General features: G+C 67.4%; 16 protein-coding genes and 1 tRNA gene. 8 read left to right on the top strand and 9 right to left on the bottom strand.

The features are described 5' to 3' along the window. Positions 1-196: 196 nt before the first annotated feature. Positions 197-1,261, top strand: a complete 1,065-nt coding sequence (locus KUV62_RS00465) for an Mrp/NBP35 family ATP-binding protein (RefSeq protein WP_222601727.1) — start codon at positions 197-199, stop codon at positions 1,259-1,261. Positions 1,262-1,463: 202 nt separating this feature from the next. Here the strand turns inward: KUV62_RS00465 and KUV62_RS00460 are convergent, their stop codons facing one another. From KUV62_RS00460 to KUV62_RS00445, 4 genes are read right to left on the bottom strand one after another with little or no spacing between them, the layout of a single operon-like run. After that, positions 1,464-2,582, bottom strand: a complete 1,119-nt coding sequence (locus KUV62_RS00460) for a DNA polymerase III subunit delta' (RefSeq protein ID WP_222601726.1) — start codon at positions 2,580-2,582, stop codon at positions 1,464-1,466. Continuing rightward, on the bottom strand, positions 2,579-3,205 hold the full coding sequence (gene tmk, locus KUV62_RS00455; RefSeq protein ID WP_222601725.1) for a dTMP kinase: 627 nt from the start codon (positions 3,203-3,205) through the stop codon (positions 2,579-2,581). The genes KUV62_RS00460 and tmk overlap by 4 nt, the downstream gene beginning before the upstream one ends. Then, positions 3,202-4,377, bottom strand: coding sequence for a D-alanyl-D-alanine carboxypeptidase family protein (locus KUV62_RS00450; RefSeq protein WP_222601724.1), 1,176 nt, complete (start codon positions 4,375-4,377; stop codon positions 3,202-3,204). The genes tmk and KUV62_RS00450 overlap by 4 nt, the downstream gene beginning before the upstream one ends. A gap of 50 nt (positions 4,378-4,427) precedes the next feature. Then, positions 4,428-5,357 carry an SPOR domain-containing protein gene (locus tag KUV62_RS00445; protein ID WP_222601723.1) on the bottom strand — a complete coding sequence of 310 codons (930 nt, stop codon included), beginning with the start codon at positions 5,355-5,357 and terminating at the stop codon, positions 4,428-4,430. Between the two features lie 260 nt (positions 5,358-5,617). Here KUV62_RS00445 and KUV62_RS00440 point away from each other — a divergent pair. The 7 genes from KUV62_RS00440 to KUV62_RS00410 all read left to right on the top strand — a co-directional run bounded on the left by KUV62_RS00440 (position 5,618) and on the right by KUV62_RS00410 (position 10,862). Continuing rightward, positions 5,618-5,707, top strand: a tRNA-Ser gene (locus KUV62_RS00440). Between the two features lie 772 nt (positions 5,708-6,479). After that, positions 6,480-7,304, top strand: coding sequence for a DUF305 domain-containing protein (locus KUV62_RS00435; protein ID WP_222601722.1), 825 nt, complete (start codon positions 6,480-6,482; stop codon positions 7,302-7,304). 2 nt (positions 7,305-7,306) lie between these two features. Then, positions 7,307-8,068 (top strand): glutaredoxin family protein, encoded by a 762-nt coding sequence (locus KUV62_RS00430; protein ID WP_222601721.1) that lies wholly within the window; start codon positions 7,307-7,309, stop codon positions 8,066-8,068. 78 nt (positions 8,069-8,146) lie between these two features. Further along, positions 8,147-8,470 carry a hypothetical protein gene (locus tag KUV62_RS00425; protein ID WP_222601720.1) on the top strand — a complete coding sequence of 108 codons (324 nt, stop codon included), beginning with the start codon at positions 8,147-8,149 and terminating at the stop codon, positions 8,468-8,470. Positions 8,471-8,554: 84 nt separating this feature from the next. Beyond that, a complete protein-coding gene (locus KUV62_RS00420) occupies positions 8,555-8,986 on the top strand; it encodes a c-type cytochrome (RefSeq protein ID WP_222601719.1) in 432 nt (143 codons plus the stop codon). 1 nt (position 8,987) lies between these two features. Further along, on the top strand, positions 8,988-10,376 hold the full coding sequence (locus KUV62_RS00415; protein ID WP_222601718.1) for a multicopper oxidase family protein: 1,389 nt from the start codon (positions 8,988-8,990) through the stop codon (positions 10,374-10,376). A gap of 51 nt (positions 10,377-10,427) precedes the next feature. After that, positions 10,428-10,862, top strand: coding sequence for a c-type cytochrome (locus KUV62_RS00410; RefSeq protein ID WP_222601717.1), 435 nt, complete (start codon positions 10,428-10,430; stop codon positions 10,860-10,862). A gap of 94 nt (positions 10,863-10,956) precedes the next feature. On the opposite strand, the gene KUV62_RS00405 is transcribed toward KUV62_RS00410, so the two are convergent. From KUV62_RS00405 to KUV62_RS00385, 5 genes are all read right to left on the bottom strand, one after another. After that, positions 10,957-11,262: an SHOCT domain-containing protein gene (locus KUV62_RS00405; RefSeq protein WP_222601716.1), complete on the bottom strand. Its 306-nt coding sequence runs from the start codon at positions 11,260-11,262 to the stop codon at positions 10,957-10,959. Between the two features lie 174 nt (positions 11,263-11,436). Beyond that, positions 11,437-11,733, bottom strand: coding sequence for a copper-binding protein (locus KUV62_RS00400; protein WP_222601715.1), 297 nt, complete (start codon positions 11,731-11,733; stop codon positions 11,437-11,439). A 59-nt stretch (positions 11,734-11,792) separates the two neighbouring features. Continuing rightward, positions 11,793-13,145, bottom strand: a complete 1,353-nt coding sequence (locus KUV62_RS00395; RefSeq protein ID WP_222601714.1) for a multicopper oxidase family protein — start codon at positions 13,143-13,145, stop codon at positions 11,793-11,795. Beyond that, complete coding sequence (locus tag KUV62_RS00390; RefSeq protein ID WP_261395124.1) at positions 13,142-14,545, bottom strand: TolC family protein; 1,404 nt, start codon at positions 14,543-14,545, stop codon at positions 13,142-13,144. Before KUV62_RS00390 ends, KUV62_RS00395 begins: the two co-directional genes overlap by 4 nt. Then, the gene (locus tag KUV62_RS00385; RefSeq protein ID WP_222601713.1) at positions 14,542-14,760 is read right to left on the bottom strand and encodes a hypothetical protein; all 219 of its coding nucleotides are present in this window, start codon (positions 14,758-14,760) and stop codon (positions 14,542-14,544) included. The genes KUV62_RS00390 and KUV62_RS00385 overlap by 4 nt, the downstream gene beginning before the upstream one ends. Between the last annotated feature and the right edge of the window lie 654 nt (positions 14,761-15,414).

The following is a 15,414-nucleotide window of genomic DNA, read 5'->3' as shown; positions in this document are numbered from 1 at the left end:
CTAACATGTGGCAAATGCTGCGACTGCACAATCCTGCCATAACTCAATGCCGCTATGCAGCATCTGCATGGGCCGGCTGAGGGAGAGCTAAGCGAAAGCAACGCGTTAAGCGTAACAATTGAGCGGACTGTGTACGAGCGTTGCGCCTGGAGCAACGTGACGCTACGTCGGTCTGCAGAAATGGAAAGGATAGACCATGTCCCCGACACAAGAGGCGGTGAAGGCAGAGCTTGCGCGGCTCGAGCTGCCCGACGGCGGAAACCTGATTTCGCGAGACATGATTCGAGCTTTGAGCATTGAGGGAGGGGCCGTGCGTTTCGTCATCGAGGCGCCCTCTCCGGAGATCGCCAAGCACATGGAGCCGCTGCGCGCGGCGGCCGAGCGCGCCGTGATGGCGCTTGACGGCGTGGTCTCCGCAAGCGCGGCGCTCACCGCGCATGGCCCCGCGGCCAAGGCGCCGTCGCTGAAGATCGGCGGCCATGCCAAGCCGCAGGAAGGCCGGATGAACCCGCCCGGCGTGAAATCGGTGATCGCCATCGGCTCGGGTAAGGGCGGGGTCGGCAAGTCCACCGTGTCGTCGAACCTCGCGGTGGCGCTGGCGCGGGCGGGCAAGAAGGTGGGGCTGCTCGATGCCGACATCCACGGGCCCTCGCAGCCGCGCATGTTCGGCATCTCGAAGCGCCCTGCCAGCCCCGACGGCAAGACCATCATTCCGCTCGAGGCACATGGCGTCACGCTGATGTCGATCGGCTTCATGCTGCCCGAGGACAAGGCCTTGGTCTGGCGCGGCCCGATGCTGATGGGGGCGCTGCAGCAGATGATGATGCAGGTGGAGTGGGGCGAGCTTGATGTGTTGCTCATCGATTTGCCGCCGGGCACCGGCGACGTGCAGCTTTCTCTCGGCCAGAAGAGCGACCTGACCGGCGCCATCGTGGTCTCGACGCCGCAGGACGTGGCGATGATCGACGCCCGCAAGGCGCTCGACGCGTTCGACACGTTGAAGGTGCCGGTGCTCGGGCTGATCGAGAACATGTCGATGTTCGTCTGCCCCGACTGCGGATTTGAGGCGCATCTCTTCGGGCAGGGGGGCGTGGCCGCCGAGGCCGAGAAGCTGGGCCTGCCGGTGCTGGCGCAGCTGCCGATCGATCTCGACACCCGCATCGGCGGCGACGAGGGCCGCCCGGTGGCGCTGGGCGAGGGGGTGATGGCGCAGGCCTATGCCACGCTGGCGGACCGCTTCATCAAGGGCGGGATCGTCTGAGGCGCCGGTCACTCTCTATATAAGGGGAAAGGAGGGGGCGCTGCCCCCTCTTGGCGCATGGCGCCAATTCACCCCCGAGGTATTTTGCAACCAGAGAAGGGCAGGGCGCAGCGCCCCTGTTTTCTCTTCGTCAAAAATACTCCCGCCGGAGGCATCCGGCCTTCCCGGGTGCGATGCCACCGGGGCGGAGCAAGCTTCTGCCTCAGGCGACCTTGTGCAATTGCAGGATCATGTCGAGCACCAGCGCGGCCGGATCGACATTGACGGAGCGCGCGTGGCGGGCGCGGTCGCCGGCTTCCTGGGCGAGCTGCGCCCATGCGCGGCCGGTGGCCGGGTCGGGCGAAAGCCGCGACAGCATCGCCGCCTCGCCGGGCGCGGCTTCGGGGGAGGGGGGCGTGCCGGTGACGCCGGTGCGGGCGAGCCGGGCGAGCAGCGTGTCCATCAGCGTGAGGGTCAGGTCGAGCCGCGCCTCGTTGGCCTTACCGGCGGTGCTCTCGCCGAGCGCGATGGCGCGCGGGCGATCGAGCCGCGGCAGCGTGTCGAGGATCTGCACAAGGTCGCCGTAGAGCTTCAGCCCGTCGTGGTTCAGCAGCCTCATCGCGGCGCCCACCGAGCCGGAGGACAGCGCCGCCAGCGCCTGCGCGTCGGCGGCGGCCACCTCGGCGCCGGCTTGGCCGAGCGCGCGGGCCATGTCTTCGGTGTCGAGCGGCGCCAGCCGCAGCTCGCGGCAGCGCGAGCGGATCGTCGGCAAAAGCCGCGACGGCTGGTGCGCCACCATCAACAGCGTGGTGCGCGCCGGCGGCTCCTCCAGCAGCTTGAGGATGGCGTTGGCGGCGCTCACGTTGAGCTCGTCCATGCTGTCGACGATCACCACCCGGCGCCCGCCTTCCGCCGAGGACAGGGTGAAGAAGCCTTTGAGCTTGCGCACCTCGTCGACCGTCAGCTGCGTCTTGAGCCGCTTGGCCTTGTCGTCCCAGGCCCGGCGCAGCAGGAACAGCCCCGGCTCCGACAGCGCCAGTGTGCGGCGCATCACCGGGTGATCGGCGCCGATTTCCAGCGTCTCGGGCGGCGGCGGGGCGCCGAAGAGCCCGTCCTCCTCCGGATCCGGCGTCGCCAGAAGGAAACGCGCTATGCGCCAGGCCAGCGTCGCCTTGCCGAGGCCCTTGGGGCCGGTCAGCAGCCAGCCATGATGCAGCCGGCCGGTGGTGAAGGCGGTGAGGAAATCCTGTTCGGCCCTGTCCTGGCCGAAGAGCCGCACGGTCTCGCGCGGGTGCGGCGCGCCCTCGACGCGGTCGGGCTGGGGAATCTCGGTCTCGCTCATGCCTGCGCTTGTAGCGCGGCCCGCACATCCTGCGCCACCGCTTCCGGTGGGCGATTGCCGTCGATGATGCGAAAACGGTCGGAGAACTCGGCGGCCAGCGCCAGGAAGCCCGCCCGCATCTGCTGCTGCAGCGGCAGGCCGAAATCCTCGAAGCGCTCCTCGGCGGTGGCGCGGGCCTTGGCGCGGGCCAGCGCCGCCTCGGGATCCATGTCGATCAGCAGGGTGAGATCGGGCTCGACCCCGATCATCAGCCGGTGCAGCGTGTCGACCGCGCCACGCAGGTCGCCGCGCGACAGGCCCTGGTACATGCGGGTGGAATCGGCGAAGCGGTCGCAGATCACCGTGGCGCCGCGCGCCAATGCCGGGCGGATGGTGCGCTCGAGGTGATCGCGCCGGGCGGCGGTGAAGAGCAGCAGCTCGGTCTCCGCCGACCAGCGCTCCGGGTCGCCCTGCAGCACCAGCGTGCGGATTTCCTCGGCGCCGGGAGAGCCGCCGGGCTCGCGGGTCAGAACGACCTCGCGGCCAGCGCAGCGCAGGTGCTCGGCCAGCAGCCGCGCCTGGGTCGACTTTCCCGAGCCGTCGATGCCTTCGAAGCTGACGAACAGCCCCGTGCCGCCGGTCACATCGCCTCCTCGGAGGCCTGGTTCACGCGGCTCAGAAGCGCCTGGCTCACCACCATCATGCGCTTGCCGAAGCCGCCGCCGGCCACCGCCTGCTCGGCGAAGAGCGGGACGCGGTGCTCGGGCAGGCCCTCGGGGCGGATGATCAGCTCGGCCAGCTGCTGGCCGGCGCTGATGGGCGCCTTGAGCGGGCCGGTATAGACCACCTCCGCCTCGAGCATGGTGCCCGGGGTCACCGGCACCAGCAGGGTGACATCCTCCTTGGCGACCAGCCCGACGCTGTCCTCGGCGCCGAGCCAGACCTCGGCCTGGGCCACGGCGGTCTCCTTCTCGACGAGGGTGCGCTCGGCGAACTGGCGGAAGGCCCAGTTGACGATGGACTCGCTCTCCTCGGCGCGGGCGCGCTCGCTGTCGAGCCCGGAGATGGTGAAGATCACCCGGCGGCCATCCTGCTCGGCCGAGCCCACCAGGCCGTAGCCCGCCTCCTGGGTGTGGCCGGTCTTGAGCCCGTCGGCGCCGATGTCGAGGCGCAGGAGCGGGTTGCGGTTGTTGACGTTCGAGGGCGCGCGGCCGTCGAACTCGAAGCGGCGCTCGGCGAAGATCGGGTAGAACTCAGGGAAATCCTCGATGATCCTGGTCGCGAGCAGGGTCAGGTCGCGCACTGACATGCGGTGGTTCGGCGCCGGCCAGCCGCTGGCGTTCTCGAAGGTCGAGTTGGTCATGCCGAGTTGCTGGGCGCGGCGGGTCATCAGCTCGGCGAAGCCCGACTCGGTGCCGTTGGGCGACAGCGCCTCGGCGATCACCGCACAGGCATCGTTGCCCGAGAGCACGATGATGCCGCGCAGCAGGTCCTCGACGGCGACCCGGTCGGTGGTGTTGAGAAACATCGTCGAGCCGCCGTAGGACATGGCGTGCTCGGAGACCGGCAGGCGTTCGTCGAGCTGCAGGCGGCCGTCGCGGATCGCCTCGAAGGCCATGTAGAGCGTCATCAGCTTCGACATCGACGCCGGCGGCAGCGCCTCGTCGGAATTCTTGGCCATCAGCACGGTGCCGGTGGTGTAGTCGAGCACGAAGGCGGCGCGGGCGCTGGTGTCGAAGGCGCCGGCCTGGGTGGCAAGCAGCGCCACGGCGGAGGCGGCGGCCAGCATCCGGCGCAGGGAACGGGTCGGGATCATCGTTTGGGTCCTCGTCCTTGTGCGCCCCGGGCCGCGCGGGCCGGGACGGATCAGTTGGTGACGGCGTAGGCGTCGGTGAAGCCGGAGGCCTTGATCTTCTTCAGCAGCTCGGCGCGTTCGGCCGAGGTCTGGGCCGGGCCGACGATGACGCGCCAGAAGGTCTTGCCGGAGCTTTCCTGCTTGCGCACCGTCGGCACCATGCCCTGCTGACGCATGGCGGTGGCGGTGTTCTCGGCGTTCTGCTCGACGCTGAAGATGCCGATTTGGAGATAGGGCTTGTCGAGGCTCGAGGCAGGCTTGGCCGCGGGCTTCGGTTTCGGCGCCGGCGAGGCTGCGGGGGCGGCCGTGGTCGCGGCGGCGACCTGCTCTCCGCGGGCCGGGATGCCGGCGGCGCTATCGAGCGCGGCGGCGGCGCTTGCAGCGACCGGATCGAGCGTGCCCTCGCTGACATCGGGCGCGGCGGCAATGGCGGTGGTCTCGTCGCTGGCGGCCTCCGTGGTGGGGACCTCCTCGGCCGGGGCCTCCTCGCGGCGCAGTGCGATCACGTCGAGATTGGTGGGTGCGCCGGCCAGCATGCCGAGCGCCGCGGCGGCGTCGGACGAGACCTGCAGGCGCGGACCCGGCGACTGGCGCTCGCGGCGGAACAGTGCGCCGATGACGAACTGTCCGTTCTGCTGGTTGCGGATGATGACGCGCTCGGGCTCGGTGACCTCGGGATGGGCGACCCAGACACCGCCGAGCGACGGGCGTCCGTCCCAGAGGCCGGCTTCCGTGGCATGGAACACCTCGGGCGCCTCGATGTCGCGCTCGACGCTCTGCGCCGCGCGGCTGACGGTCTCGCCGCTCTCGCTGGCGCCATCCTTGGGTTTGAGGAAGCCGGGCATCTGCGCGTCATCGCAGGCGGCGAGTGCCGCCATGCCGGTCAAAAGCCACGCGGCCCGCCAAGCCGCCCCACGACGCTTCGAAAACGCTCTGCCCATGTTCTGCCCCATGCCTGTCTTGCGGGTGCTCTGCCCGCATCCCTGCGCCTGCTCGCCCCGGATCTTGCTGCCGGATGTTGCGATGGCGGCCCCTGCCTGCGCCGGGGTGGTGTGAGTTGACACCCCGATGGCCGGCCCGCCTTGCGGAGGCAGAGTAACGGTTCGGCCAGATCAAGGAAAGCCTGCAATGCCGCATCGGCGGTTTTTCCCATGCGCGGCGGCTTTCAGAATCGCGTGAGCGGGGCTAGAGCTTCGGGACCGGAGGTTTGGCAGAGTGGTCGAATGCGGCGGTCTTGAAAACCGTTGGGCGTGAGAGCGTCCCCAGGGTTCGAATCCCTGAGCCTCCGCCACTAGCTCGATTGATACGGTTCCGGCCGCGTATCATCGGCTGATTGTCCTAGATTTCGTTCGTATGTTTTGTCCCATCGTCCCGGTTGGGCTCCTTCGATTGTGGGGCGGGCTGGGTCAGGGAGAACCTGACGGGGAAGCCAAGCGGGCGTCACCTTGAGCGCCGTCTGACCAAGGCATTCATCAGGACCGCTCCGCGCGGCCACCAAACCGTCGGCGGCGGGATGTCTCTTGTCGGCGGCCCGACAGACGCAAGCCACTGGTTGCCACGTGTCACCGTGCAGCGGCGGCGAAGAGACTTTGGTGAGGGCGCTGCAAGCGAGGTTTCTTTTGACGAGGTACCAGAGCGAGCCGACGAATTTCGTCGCGTCGTACGAGGCGGCGCTGACCCGCTCGATGAAGTGGCGACCGCCGCCAAGCTCTTCCGTACTTTCGTTGAGCTCTCGACCCGCGTTTACAATGAATGGATCGCGCCGAAGGCAACGAGCCCCAAGCATCGCACGCAACGGATTTCGACTTTGCGAACGTATGCTTCGCCGCATGTCGGGACGACATTGACCTACTAACCTCGGCCGCCGGACTCACAGGTCGGCGCTGTTCAGTCGGACGACAACCGCTGGACTTCCCCCGATCCCGTATGGCGGCCGACTGGTGGACGCTGCCCTTGTTGAAACTGGTGGGCGCTGCCCCTGTCGAAATACGGATGGCCCGCGGGAACCCTCCAGCGGTGGAAGGTCGTTGAGCGAGAGATTGCAGAGACGACGGAGCCGCCCGATGCCCTATGCCAAGTTCTTCGCGATGATCGCCAGCTCGATCGTGGTGATGTTCGTGCTGATGTATCTCAACACCTACCTGCCGAGCCACGTGTTCTTCTCGGAAACCCGAACCTACATGGCGATCCTGATGGGGGCCGTCATGGCTTTCGTCATGCTGGCCTTCATGCGCGGGATGTATCCGAGCAAGGCGGTGAACGCCGCGATCTTCGTGGGTTCGGCGCTGGTCTTCGCGCTGAGCCTCTGGCTGGTGCGCAGCCAGGTGACCGTGCAGGACCGCTCCTACATGCGCGCGATGATCCCGCACCATTCGATCGCGATCATGACCTCGTCGCGCGCCGGGATCACCGATCCCCGCGTCCGGACCCTCGCCGATGACATCATCTACGCGCAGGACAAGGAAATCGCCGAGATGCGTTTCCTGATCGCCGATATCGGCGCGAACGGGGAAGCCGCGCCTTCGGCACCGTCCGAGACCGCGCAGCTCAAGAGCGCCGAAGAGGCGCTGGCGAGCGAGGTCGTCGCCAAGGTCGATCCCGAGTTCCTTACCGCCGACGAGATCGCCACCGTCCTGCCCGACGGCGCGACCTGTCGCTTCACCTATACCGAGACCAGCCCGGCGGTCCTGGCCGTCGGCCCCGAGGCGGCCGCGATGAAGATCAGCGGCGATCTCGTGCGGCTGGAGCGCCAGGGCGAGGACAGCTTTGCGGCCGGCCCGCTCTCCGCCGAGCGCCGCGATGCGGGCGATCTCTCGGACCTCATCGTCACCGCCGGATCGGACTATTCCGCCGGCTTCCGTGGCCAATATACCTGCGAAGGAGACTGAGAATGCCCAAGGACACCAGCACGACCGCCGTTCTCTACCGCATGGTCATGCCCGACCATCTCTGCCCGTTCGGGCTCAAGTCCAAGGATCTGCTCGAGCGGCAGGGCTACGAGGTCGAAGACCACCACCTGACCACCAAGGAGGAGACCGAGGCATTCAAGCGCGAACACGGCGTGAAGACCACGCCGCAGACCTTCATCAACGGCGCGCGCATCGGCGGCTATGACGATCTGCGGGTGCATTTCGAGCTTGACCCGCCCAAGGAGGAGCAGAGCGACACCAGCTACCAGCCCGTCATCGCGATCTTCTCGGTCGCGGCGCTGCTGGCGCTGGGGCTGTCGTGGCACCAGTATGGCACGATCTTCACCCTGCGCGCGGTGGAGTGGTTCATCTCGCTGTCGATGGCGATCCTCGCGATCCAGAAGCTGCAGGACATCGAGAGCTTCTCGACCATGTTTCTCAACTACGACCTTCTGGCCCGGCGCTGGGTGCCCTACGGCAAGATCTACCCTTTCGGCGAGGCGCTGGCGGGCATCCTGATGACCGCAGGCGCCCTGACATGGATCTCGGTGCCGGTGGCGCTGGTGATCGGGACGATCGGCGCGGTCAGCGTGTTCAAGGCGGTCTATATCGACAAGCGGGAGCTGAAATGCGCCTGCGTTGGCGGGTCGTCGAACGTGCCGCTGGGCTTCGTGTCGCTGACCGAGAACGTGATGATGGTCGCCATGGCGCTGTGGATGGGCGCGCGGGCGTTCATGGGCTGACGGGCTTGTGTGCTTGACCTGTTCGCCGATGATGGGACAGATTGCACGGGTCCCTTGTTCGGATAGACTGTGCGCCTCTTGTTCATCCTCCTCCTGACCGGCTGTCTCGCCGTGCTCGCCCTTCCCGGGGCGGCGATGGCGCATGGCGCGTCGGGCGACGGGGAGATGGCGCACATGGCCGGCTGCCCGGACTGCCCCGATGCCGCCAACGTTGGAGACGGGCAGGGGAGCGACGCGTCTCACGACTGTCCGCACCTGACCGGCTGCGCGGCGATGGTGCTCATGGAAACGACGAATGTGCTGCCGCTGCGCGCCGCGCCGCAACCACGCTTTCGACTGCCCGGCTCCTGGCGCATCGCCGGGATGCCGATGCCGACCGATCTGCCGCCTCCGCGCGGCTGACCTTTCCCCCTTCGGCGCGGGACCGATCCCGTGAAAGGCATTGCACCGGGCGCCGACCCGCGTGCGCGGAAAGGACATCCCCTCATGAAAACCTACCTCATCTCCGGGGCACTGGGCCTCGGCCTGGCAGCCGCCGCCTGGGCGTTTCTCGCGCCCGGCGAAACCGGCCCCGCCACGGCGCAACAGCCCGTCGGAAGCGCCCTTGCCGCGGTCAGCCTGCCCGAGACGCTGTCCTCCGAGGCGCAGCTCGGAAAGCGCGCCTTCGATGCGGTCTGTGCCGATTGCCACGGCGCGAACGGCGCAGGTTTCGACGGCGCGGGCCCGCCGCTGGTGCACGAGATCTACGAGCCCTCGCACCATGCCGACATGGCCTTCTTCGTGGCGGTAGAGCGCGGCGTGCGGGCGCATCACTGGAGCTTCGGAAACATGCCGCCGCAGCAGGGGCTGACCCGCGCCGATGTTGCCGGGATCGTCACTTACGTGCGTGAATTGCAGCGCGCCAACGGGATCGATTGAGATGACAGGACCAACCATTACACGCCGTGCCCTCTGCGCCGGTCTCGCCGCCGCCGCCGTCGCGCGACCGGCCTTCGCCAGCCCCGCGTCGGAGCTCACCGCCCGCAAGGCCTCGGTCCAGATCGCGCCCGAGGGCTACCCGGCCACCGAGGTGTGGAGCTATGACGGCACCATTCCTGGCAGCCTGATCCGCGCCAGGCAGGGCGCGCGCCTGCAACGGCGGCTGGTGAACGCGCTTGACGTGCCAACCTCGGTACACTGGCACGGCATCCGCATCGACAACGCGATGGACGGCGTCGCGGGGCTCACACAGGACCCCGTCGCCCCGGGCGCGGTGTTCGACTACGACTTCGCGCTGCCCGATGCCGGAACCTACTGGTATCACGCCCACACCAACTCGATGGAGCAGGTGGCGCGCGGGCTTTCGGGGCCGCTGATCGTCGACGAGCCCGAGGCGCCGGATGTCGACCGCGACGAGATCCTGATGCTGGATGACTGGCTGCTCGATCCCGAGACCGGTGGCTTCATCGAGCCCATCGGGCACCCGATGATGATGAGCCACGGCGGGCGCACCGGGAACCTCGTGGGGGTCAACGGGCGCTACGATTTCGCGCTGACCTCCCGGAGGCATGATCGCCTGCGGCTGCGGCTGATCAATGCCGCCAACGCCCGGATTTTCGTGCTGCGCCTGCAGGGCATGGTTGGCTGGACGGTGGCGCTCGACGGCATGCCGCTCGACACCCCGGAGGCTCTCGCTGGCGAAATCATCCTCGCCCCGGCACAGCGGATCGATCTGATCGTCGATGTGATCGCCGAAGAGGGCGAACCCGCCGGGCTCCTGATGCAACAAGACGATGACGGCTGGGTGGCGCTCGCCGACATGACCATCTCCGGCAGCAGCGCCCGGGCCGCGCGCCCTGCACCAAAGGCACTGCCGCCCAACCCGCGCACCGATCTGCCCGAGCTCGCCGGGGCGCGGCAGCTCGAGATGGCGATGGAGGGCGGTGCCATGGCCGGCATGGAGAGCGCGGTTTTCGAGGGCCAGCGTCTCGGCTTGCGCGAGTTGGCCTCGCGCGGTCAGTTCTGGGCGCTGGCCGGTCAGGCCGGGCGCAGCGACACGCCCTTCGCCAGCCTCTCGCGGGGCGAGACGGTGCGGCTGCGACTGACCAACGAGACGGTCTTTCCCCACGCCATGCACCTGCACGGGATGCATTTCCGCGAAATCCGCGCGGATGGCAGCCTCGGCCCGCTGCGCGACACGATCCTCAGCCTGCCGCAGGTGCCGCTCGAGATCGCTTTCGCGTCGGACAACCCCGGAAAGTGGCTGTTTCACTGCCACATGCTCGCGCATGCCGCATCCGGCATGACGACGTGGATCGAGGTCGCCTGACAGGGCAGGCAGGCAAATATTCATCAAACATAAGAAGAAGGACCAACAGGAATGAAGAAGACGGCAATCGCACTGGTTTTGATCACGGCTGGCACCGCTGCGCTCGCGCATAGCGGGGTCACCAACAAGGATGTCATGGCCCGCATGATGGTGATGAGCAGCATCAGCGACCAGATGAAGGTGATCGGCAGCATGGCCAAGGGGGAGACGGCCTTCGACGCGGATGCGGTGAACGCGGCACTGATCGAGATCGCCGCGCAATCGGCTCAGGTGCCGGCGATGTTCGAAACCCCGGCGACGGACCCGAAATCCGAGGCCCTGCCGGTGATCTGGGAGCAGTGGGACAGCTTCACCGAACACGCGCGCGAGGCAGAGACCTTGGCTGAGCGGCTCGCCGGCACCGTCTCGGCTCCCTCGGATCTCGGCCCGGTGCTCGGTCAGCTCGGGGCCACCTGCAAGGCCTGCCACTCGACCTACCGCGAGTAAGCCGCCAAGGCGCAGCGAGTGCTCTGCGCGCTCCATCTCTTTCCGGCTCGGGTGGTCTCCCGGGCCGGGGCTCGTATCGGACTCCGCCCTTATGTCAGCTCGACAGCAGCTTCCGGCGGGCCTCGTAATCCTCGGCGTCGATTTCGCCGCGGGCAAGGCGCATATCTAGCTCGGCACGTGCGTCAGTCGCGGACCGCGGCGCCGGTCCGCCATCGGTGCGGCGCACCAGCCAGATGACGCCTGCCACCACCAGCCCCAGAACGACGAGCCAGAGGACGGGGCCGAACAGCATGCCGATGCTGTGGCCGTAGCCCCAGTCCATCATATGGCCGGAATACTCTCCCTGATCAGCCAGCGCAGGCGTGGTCAGCACGGAGAAAAAAGCGATGAGACGTTTCATGGCATCCTCCCTATCCATGAGTCGGGAGGCCAGTTTGTGCCCATTAGGTCCACGCGACCTTGAGATGCCGCAAACGCTCTCCATCCCTCGCCGAAACAGGAGGGCCCGCCCCGGCATGTGCCGGCACGGGCCCTGGTGTCCTTTCAAGCGGGCCATGAACGACCCGTCAGCGCGTCACTCGGTCGCGATCTCGGTGACGGTCAGTTTTCCGTTCACCCGGTCCGCGGAGAAGGTGATCTCCTGACCTTCAGACAGGCTGTCCATCATCGACGGATCCGCGAGGTCGAAGACCATCTTCATGGCGGGCATGTCGAGGCTCTCGAGCGGGCCGTGATCGATGGTCACCTTGTTCCACTTGGTGTCGATCTTGGTAATGGTCCCGTGGCTCATCGGCATGTCACCATGCGACATCTGGGCGAAGGCGGCACCGGACATGGCAAGGGTGACGGCAAGGGCGGTGAGGATCTTCATGGGGGTCTCCTTTCGAGACGCTGTGTGAGGCGCCCGGCGCACCGGGGCGCCGGGAAAGGTCAGTCGTGGTTGAGGTGGTTCTTCGCGGTCAGGATGGTGGCCGGGCTGTCGTTGCGGGCCTCCTCGGGGAGCTCGCCGGTCCATTCCCAGGCCTGCGTGCCGGGGGGGTTCTGATACCAGCCGGGATCCGAGTAATCGTCGGGGGCGATGCCCTCGCGGACCTTGACCACCGAGAACATGCCACCCATCTCGAGCGGCCCGAACGGGCCCCAGCCGGTCATCATCGGCACGGTGTTGTCGGGCAGCTCCATCGACATCTCGCCCATGTCGGCCATCCCTGCAGTGCCCATCGGCATGTAGCCCGGCTGCTGACGGCGGATCATCTGGGTCAGCCTGCGCTTGTCGGTGCCGATGAACGTGGGCAGGTCGTGACCCATCGCGTTCATCGTGTGGTGCGACTTGTGGCAGTGGATCGCCCAGTCGCCCTCATGCACCGCGTCGAACTCGTAGGCGCGCATGGCGCCCACGGGAATGTCGATCGACACCTCCGGCCAGCGGGCACTCTTTGGCACCCAGCCGCCATCGGTGCAGGTCACCTCGAAATCGTAGCCATGCATGTGGATCGGGTGGTTGGTCATCGTCAGGTTGCCGCAGCGCACCCGCACCCGGTCTCCCTTGTTCACCACGAGCGGGTCGATGTCGGGAAAGATCCGGCTGTTCCACGTCCACATGTTGAAGTCGGTCATTTCGGCGACGCGCGGGATATAGGTCCCCGGATCGATGTCATAGGCCGCCAGCAGGAAGGCGAAATCGCGATCGACCGGCATGAAGGCCGGATCGCGCGGATGCACGATGAAAAGCCCCATCATGCCCATCGCCATCTGCACCATCTCGTCCGCATGGGGGTGATACATGAAGGTGCCAGACTTGGTCAGGTCGAACTCGTAGACGAAGGTCTTGCCCGGCGGGATCGCCGGGTGCGAGAGGCCCCCGACACCATCCATCCCCGAGGGCAGGATCAGCCCGTGCCAATGCACCGAGGTGTGTTCCGGGAGGCGGTTGGTGACGTAGATCCGTACCCGCTCCCCCTCGACCGCCTCGATGGTGGGGCCGGTGGACTGGCCATTGTAGCCCCAGAGGCGCGCCATCATGCCATCGGCCATGATGCGCTCGACCGGCTCGGCGACGAGATGGAACTCCTTGACGTTGCCATTCATGCGCCACGGCAGCGACCAGCCGTTCAGCGTGACCACCGGGTTGTAGTCGGGCCCGTTTCCGGGGCGTGGCGGAACCTGTGTGTAGGGGCTGTCGGTCGCGGCCGCCTCGGGCAGATCGCGGAAGCGGGTTTCGGCGGCCGCCGCCGAGGCCAGGACGGCACCGGCGCCGCCTGCGAGGAGTTGTCTGCGGTTCATTCGCTGTCTCCCATGGATGCGCCGCCCCAGATGACGGCGGCAAGGTCGGCCTCGGCGCGCCAGTAATCGGCCTTCGCTTCAGCGGTCGAGAGCTGCGCTTCGAGCCCGTCTCGGGCGTCAGAGATCAGCTCGAAAGTCGAGGTCAGCATGCCGTTGTAGCTCTTGAGCGCCTCGGCATCGATTTCGCGGCGCAGCGGCAGCACCTCGTCGCGCCAGTGCCGCGCGATGCGGTATTTGCCCGTCACCGCTGCATGGGCGGAGCGAGCTTCGGAGCGCGCATCGACCGCCTGCTGCGCCAGCTCACTGGCGGCGCGCATGTAGGCGAGCTCTGCCCGGCGCGAGACCAGCCTGCCCGTGTCGTAGATCGGGATCTCGAGGCTGGCGTCCAGCACGCGTTCGGTCTCGGTGTCACCCTCGTCGCTGCGTGTCGCATCGACACCTGCGACGATCTCGATGTCGCTGAGCATCCGCGTGGCGCTGTCCAACCGGTATTCCCGCGCCACGGCCTCGAGCTCGAGGCGGCTGATCGCGAGGTCGGTCCGGTGCTGCATGGCGAGCCGCTCGGCGTCGCTTCGGCCCGGTTGCCTCCCGGGCAGTGACGGCAGCGCATCGGGGACGTAGTAGGCGATGTCGCTCTCCCACAGCCCCATCAGGCGCGTCAGTCTTTCCTTGGCGAGCTGCGCCTCGAGCCGGGCATCGGCGCGCTCGGCGGCAAGCTCGGCGGTGAAGACATGCTCCCGCGCCTGATCGGCTCGGTTCATCGCCCCGGTCCGCCCGAGTTCGGCGGCGAGTTCCGAGGCGGCGTCGGCAGTGTTCTGTGCCCGGCCGATCAGGGATGCCGCCTCGAAGGCAGAGACCGCATCGATCCAGGCCTGCCGGGTCTCGGCCGCAAGGGACACGGTCTCCCCAAGCGCGGCGAGCTGGGCCTGCCGAAAATGCGTCTCGGCAATGGAAATGCGCGCGTCGCGCGTGGCAAGATCGAGGATCGCACCCGTCACGGTGGCTTCGAGCGAGCGGGCCAGACCGGCTTCTCCGATGCTCCCGAGCGACAGCTCGAGGCTGGCGGGTGTGCCGATCGCGGCTTCCCACAGGTCGGTCGCAGAAAGCCCGAGCTCGGCATATGCCGCCTGAAGCCCGCGATTGTTCATCAGGGCGACCTGCACCGCGGTGTCGGGGCCGATGGTCTTTCCGGCGATCAGGCCGCGCACACGGGCTTCGGTCGCAGCGATCTCGGCAGCGGATTGCGCCCAGGCGCTCTCGTTTCCGGTTGCGCGCCGCGCGCCATCGGTCACGAAGGCGAACCCGGCCCGGGGCGCAGAGGCAGTGGCGATGGTCGCCTGATCGGCGCAGGCCGCGATCAGGAGGGGAAGCAACAGCACGGCGGCTCTCGGGCGGGTCATGACCCGGCTCCCGGCGCCTGCGCATCGTTGAGTTGCCGCCAATCTGCGGGTTCGGCAATTCTATGTGCCGTGTAATCGATCGCCGGGCCTGATGGCGCTGGCGTGAACGTGTCGGGAGAGGCGGCGCGGGTCAGCGGCCCCGCCACGGGAAGCGCCACGGGCTCTGTGCAGCCCGCAAGCACCAGCGGCACGGCAGCCGCGAAGAAGATTTTCATTCAGAAACTCCGAAAGCACGATTTTCAGGACCGGCACGCTGGCGCGTGCCATGACGGGAAAATCAGGCTTTCGGCGGTCGCCTTAGGCCCGGCGGACCGGTCAGGTCGACGTTGTCGCTGTCGCTCCAAGTGGACAGGACGGGCGACACTTTGGAGAACGGCTTGGGCTGTGTGGAAAACGCGGCGGCGTCGGGCAGACATCCGTGGTCGCAACAGGTGGAGCCATCAGCGAGCTCATGCGCGGCTTCGGACGCTTGCGACGGCGATGCGGAATGACCGTGATGCATGTCATGTGCCTGAGCATGCTCCGTAACCGCCATCGATGCGCGGCACGGAGCATGTGACGACGTCTCCATTGCCGCGACCGGAGAGATCACGAGCATCAGTCCGGACAGCGAAAGAACGATCAGGAGCAGGAGACGTTTCACCATAGGTAGATCGATGGACCAAGAGTGACGGCCTGGCAAGTCACGTCGGCGTCAGGATGACACGCTCTTCTCTAGAGCCAAGACGCATCGATTTGGTCGGTCGCGCGTGATCCTCCGTTCGGAAACGAGCGGGGAACATGTCAGCTCTTTTCTGGCTGAGCTATGCGCCGATGGCGCGTCTGTAGCCTGACTTCGCAAATCGCAAGGCAAGCCCCCGGGGTGATGG

Origin of the sequence: Salipiger bermudensis (assembly GCF_019801965.1) — a bacterium.
Taxonomy (GTDB): Bacteria; Pseudomonadota; Alphaproteobacteria; order Rhodobacterales; family Rhodobacteraceae; genus Salipiger; species Salipiger bermudensis_A.
This window is presented reverse-complemented; position numbering and strand designations above follow the sequence as displayed.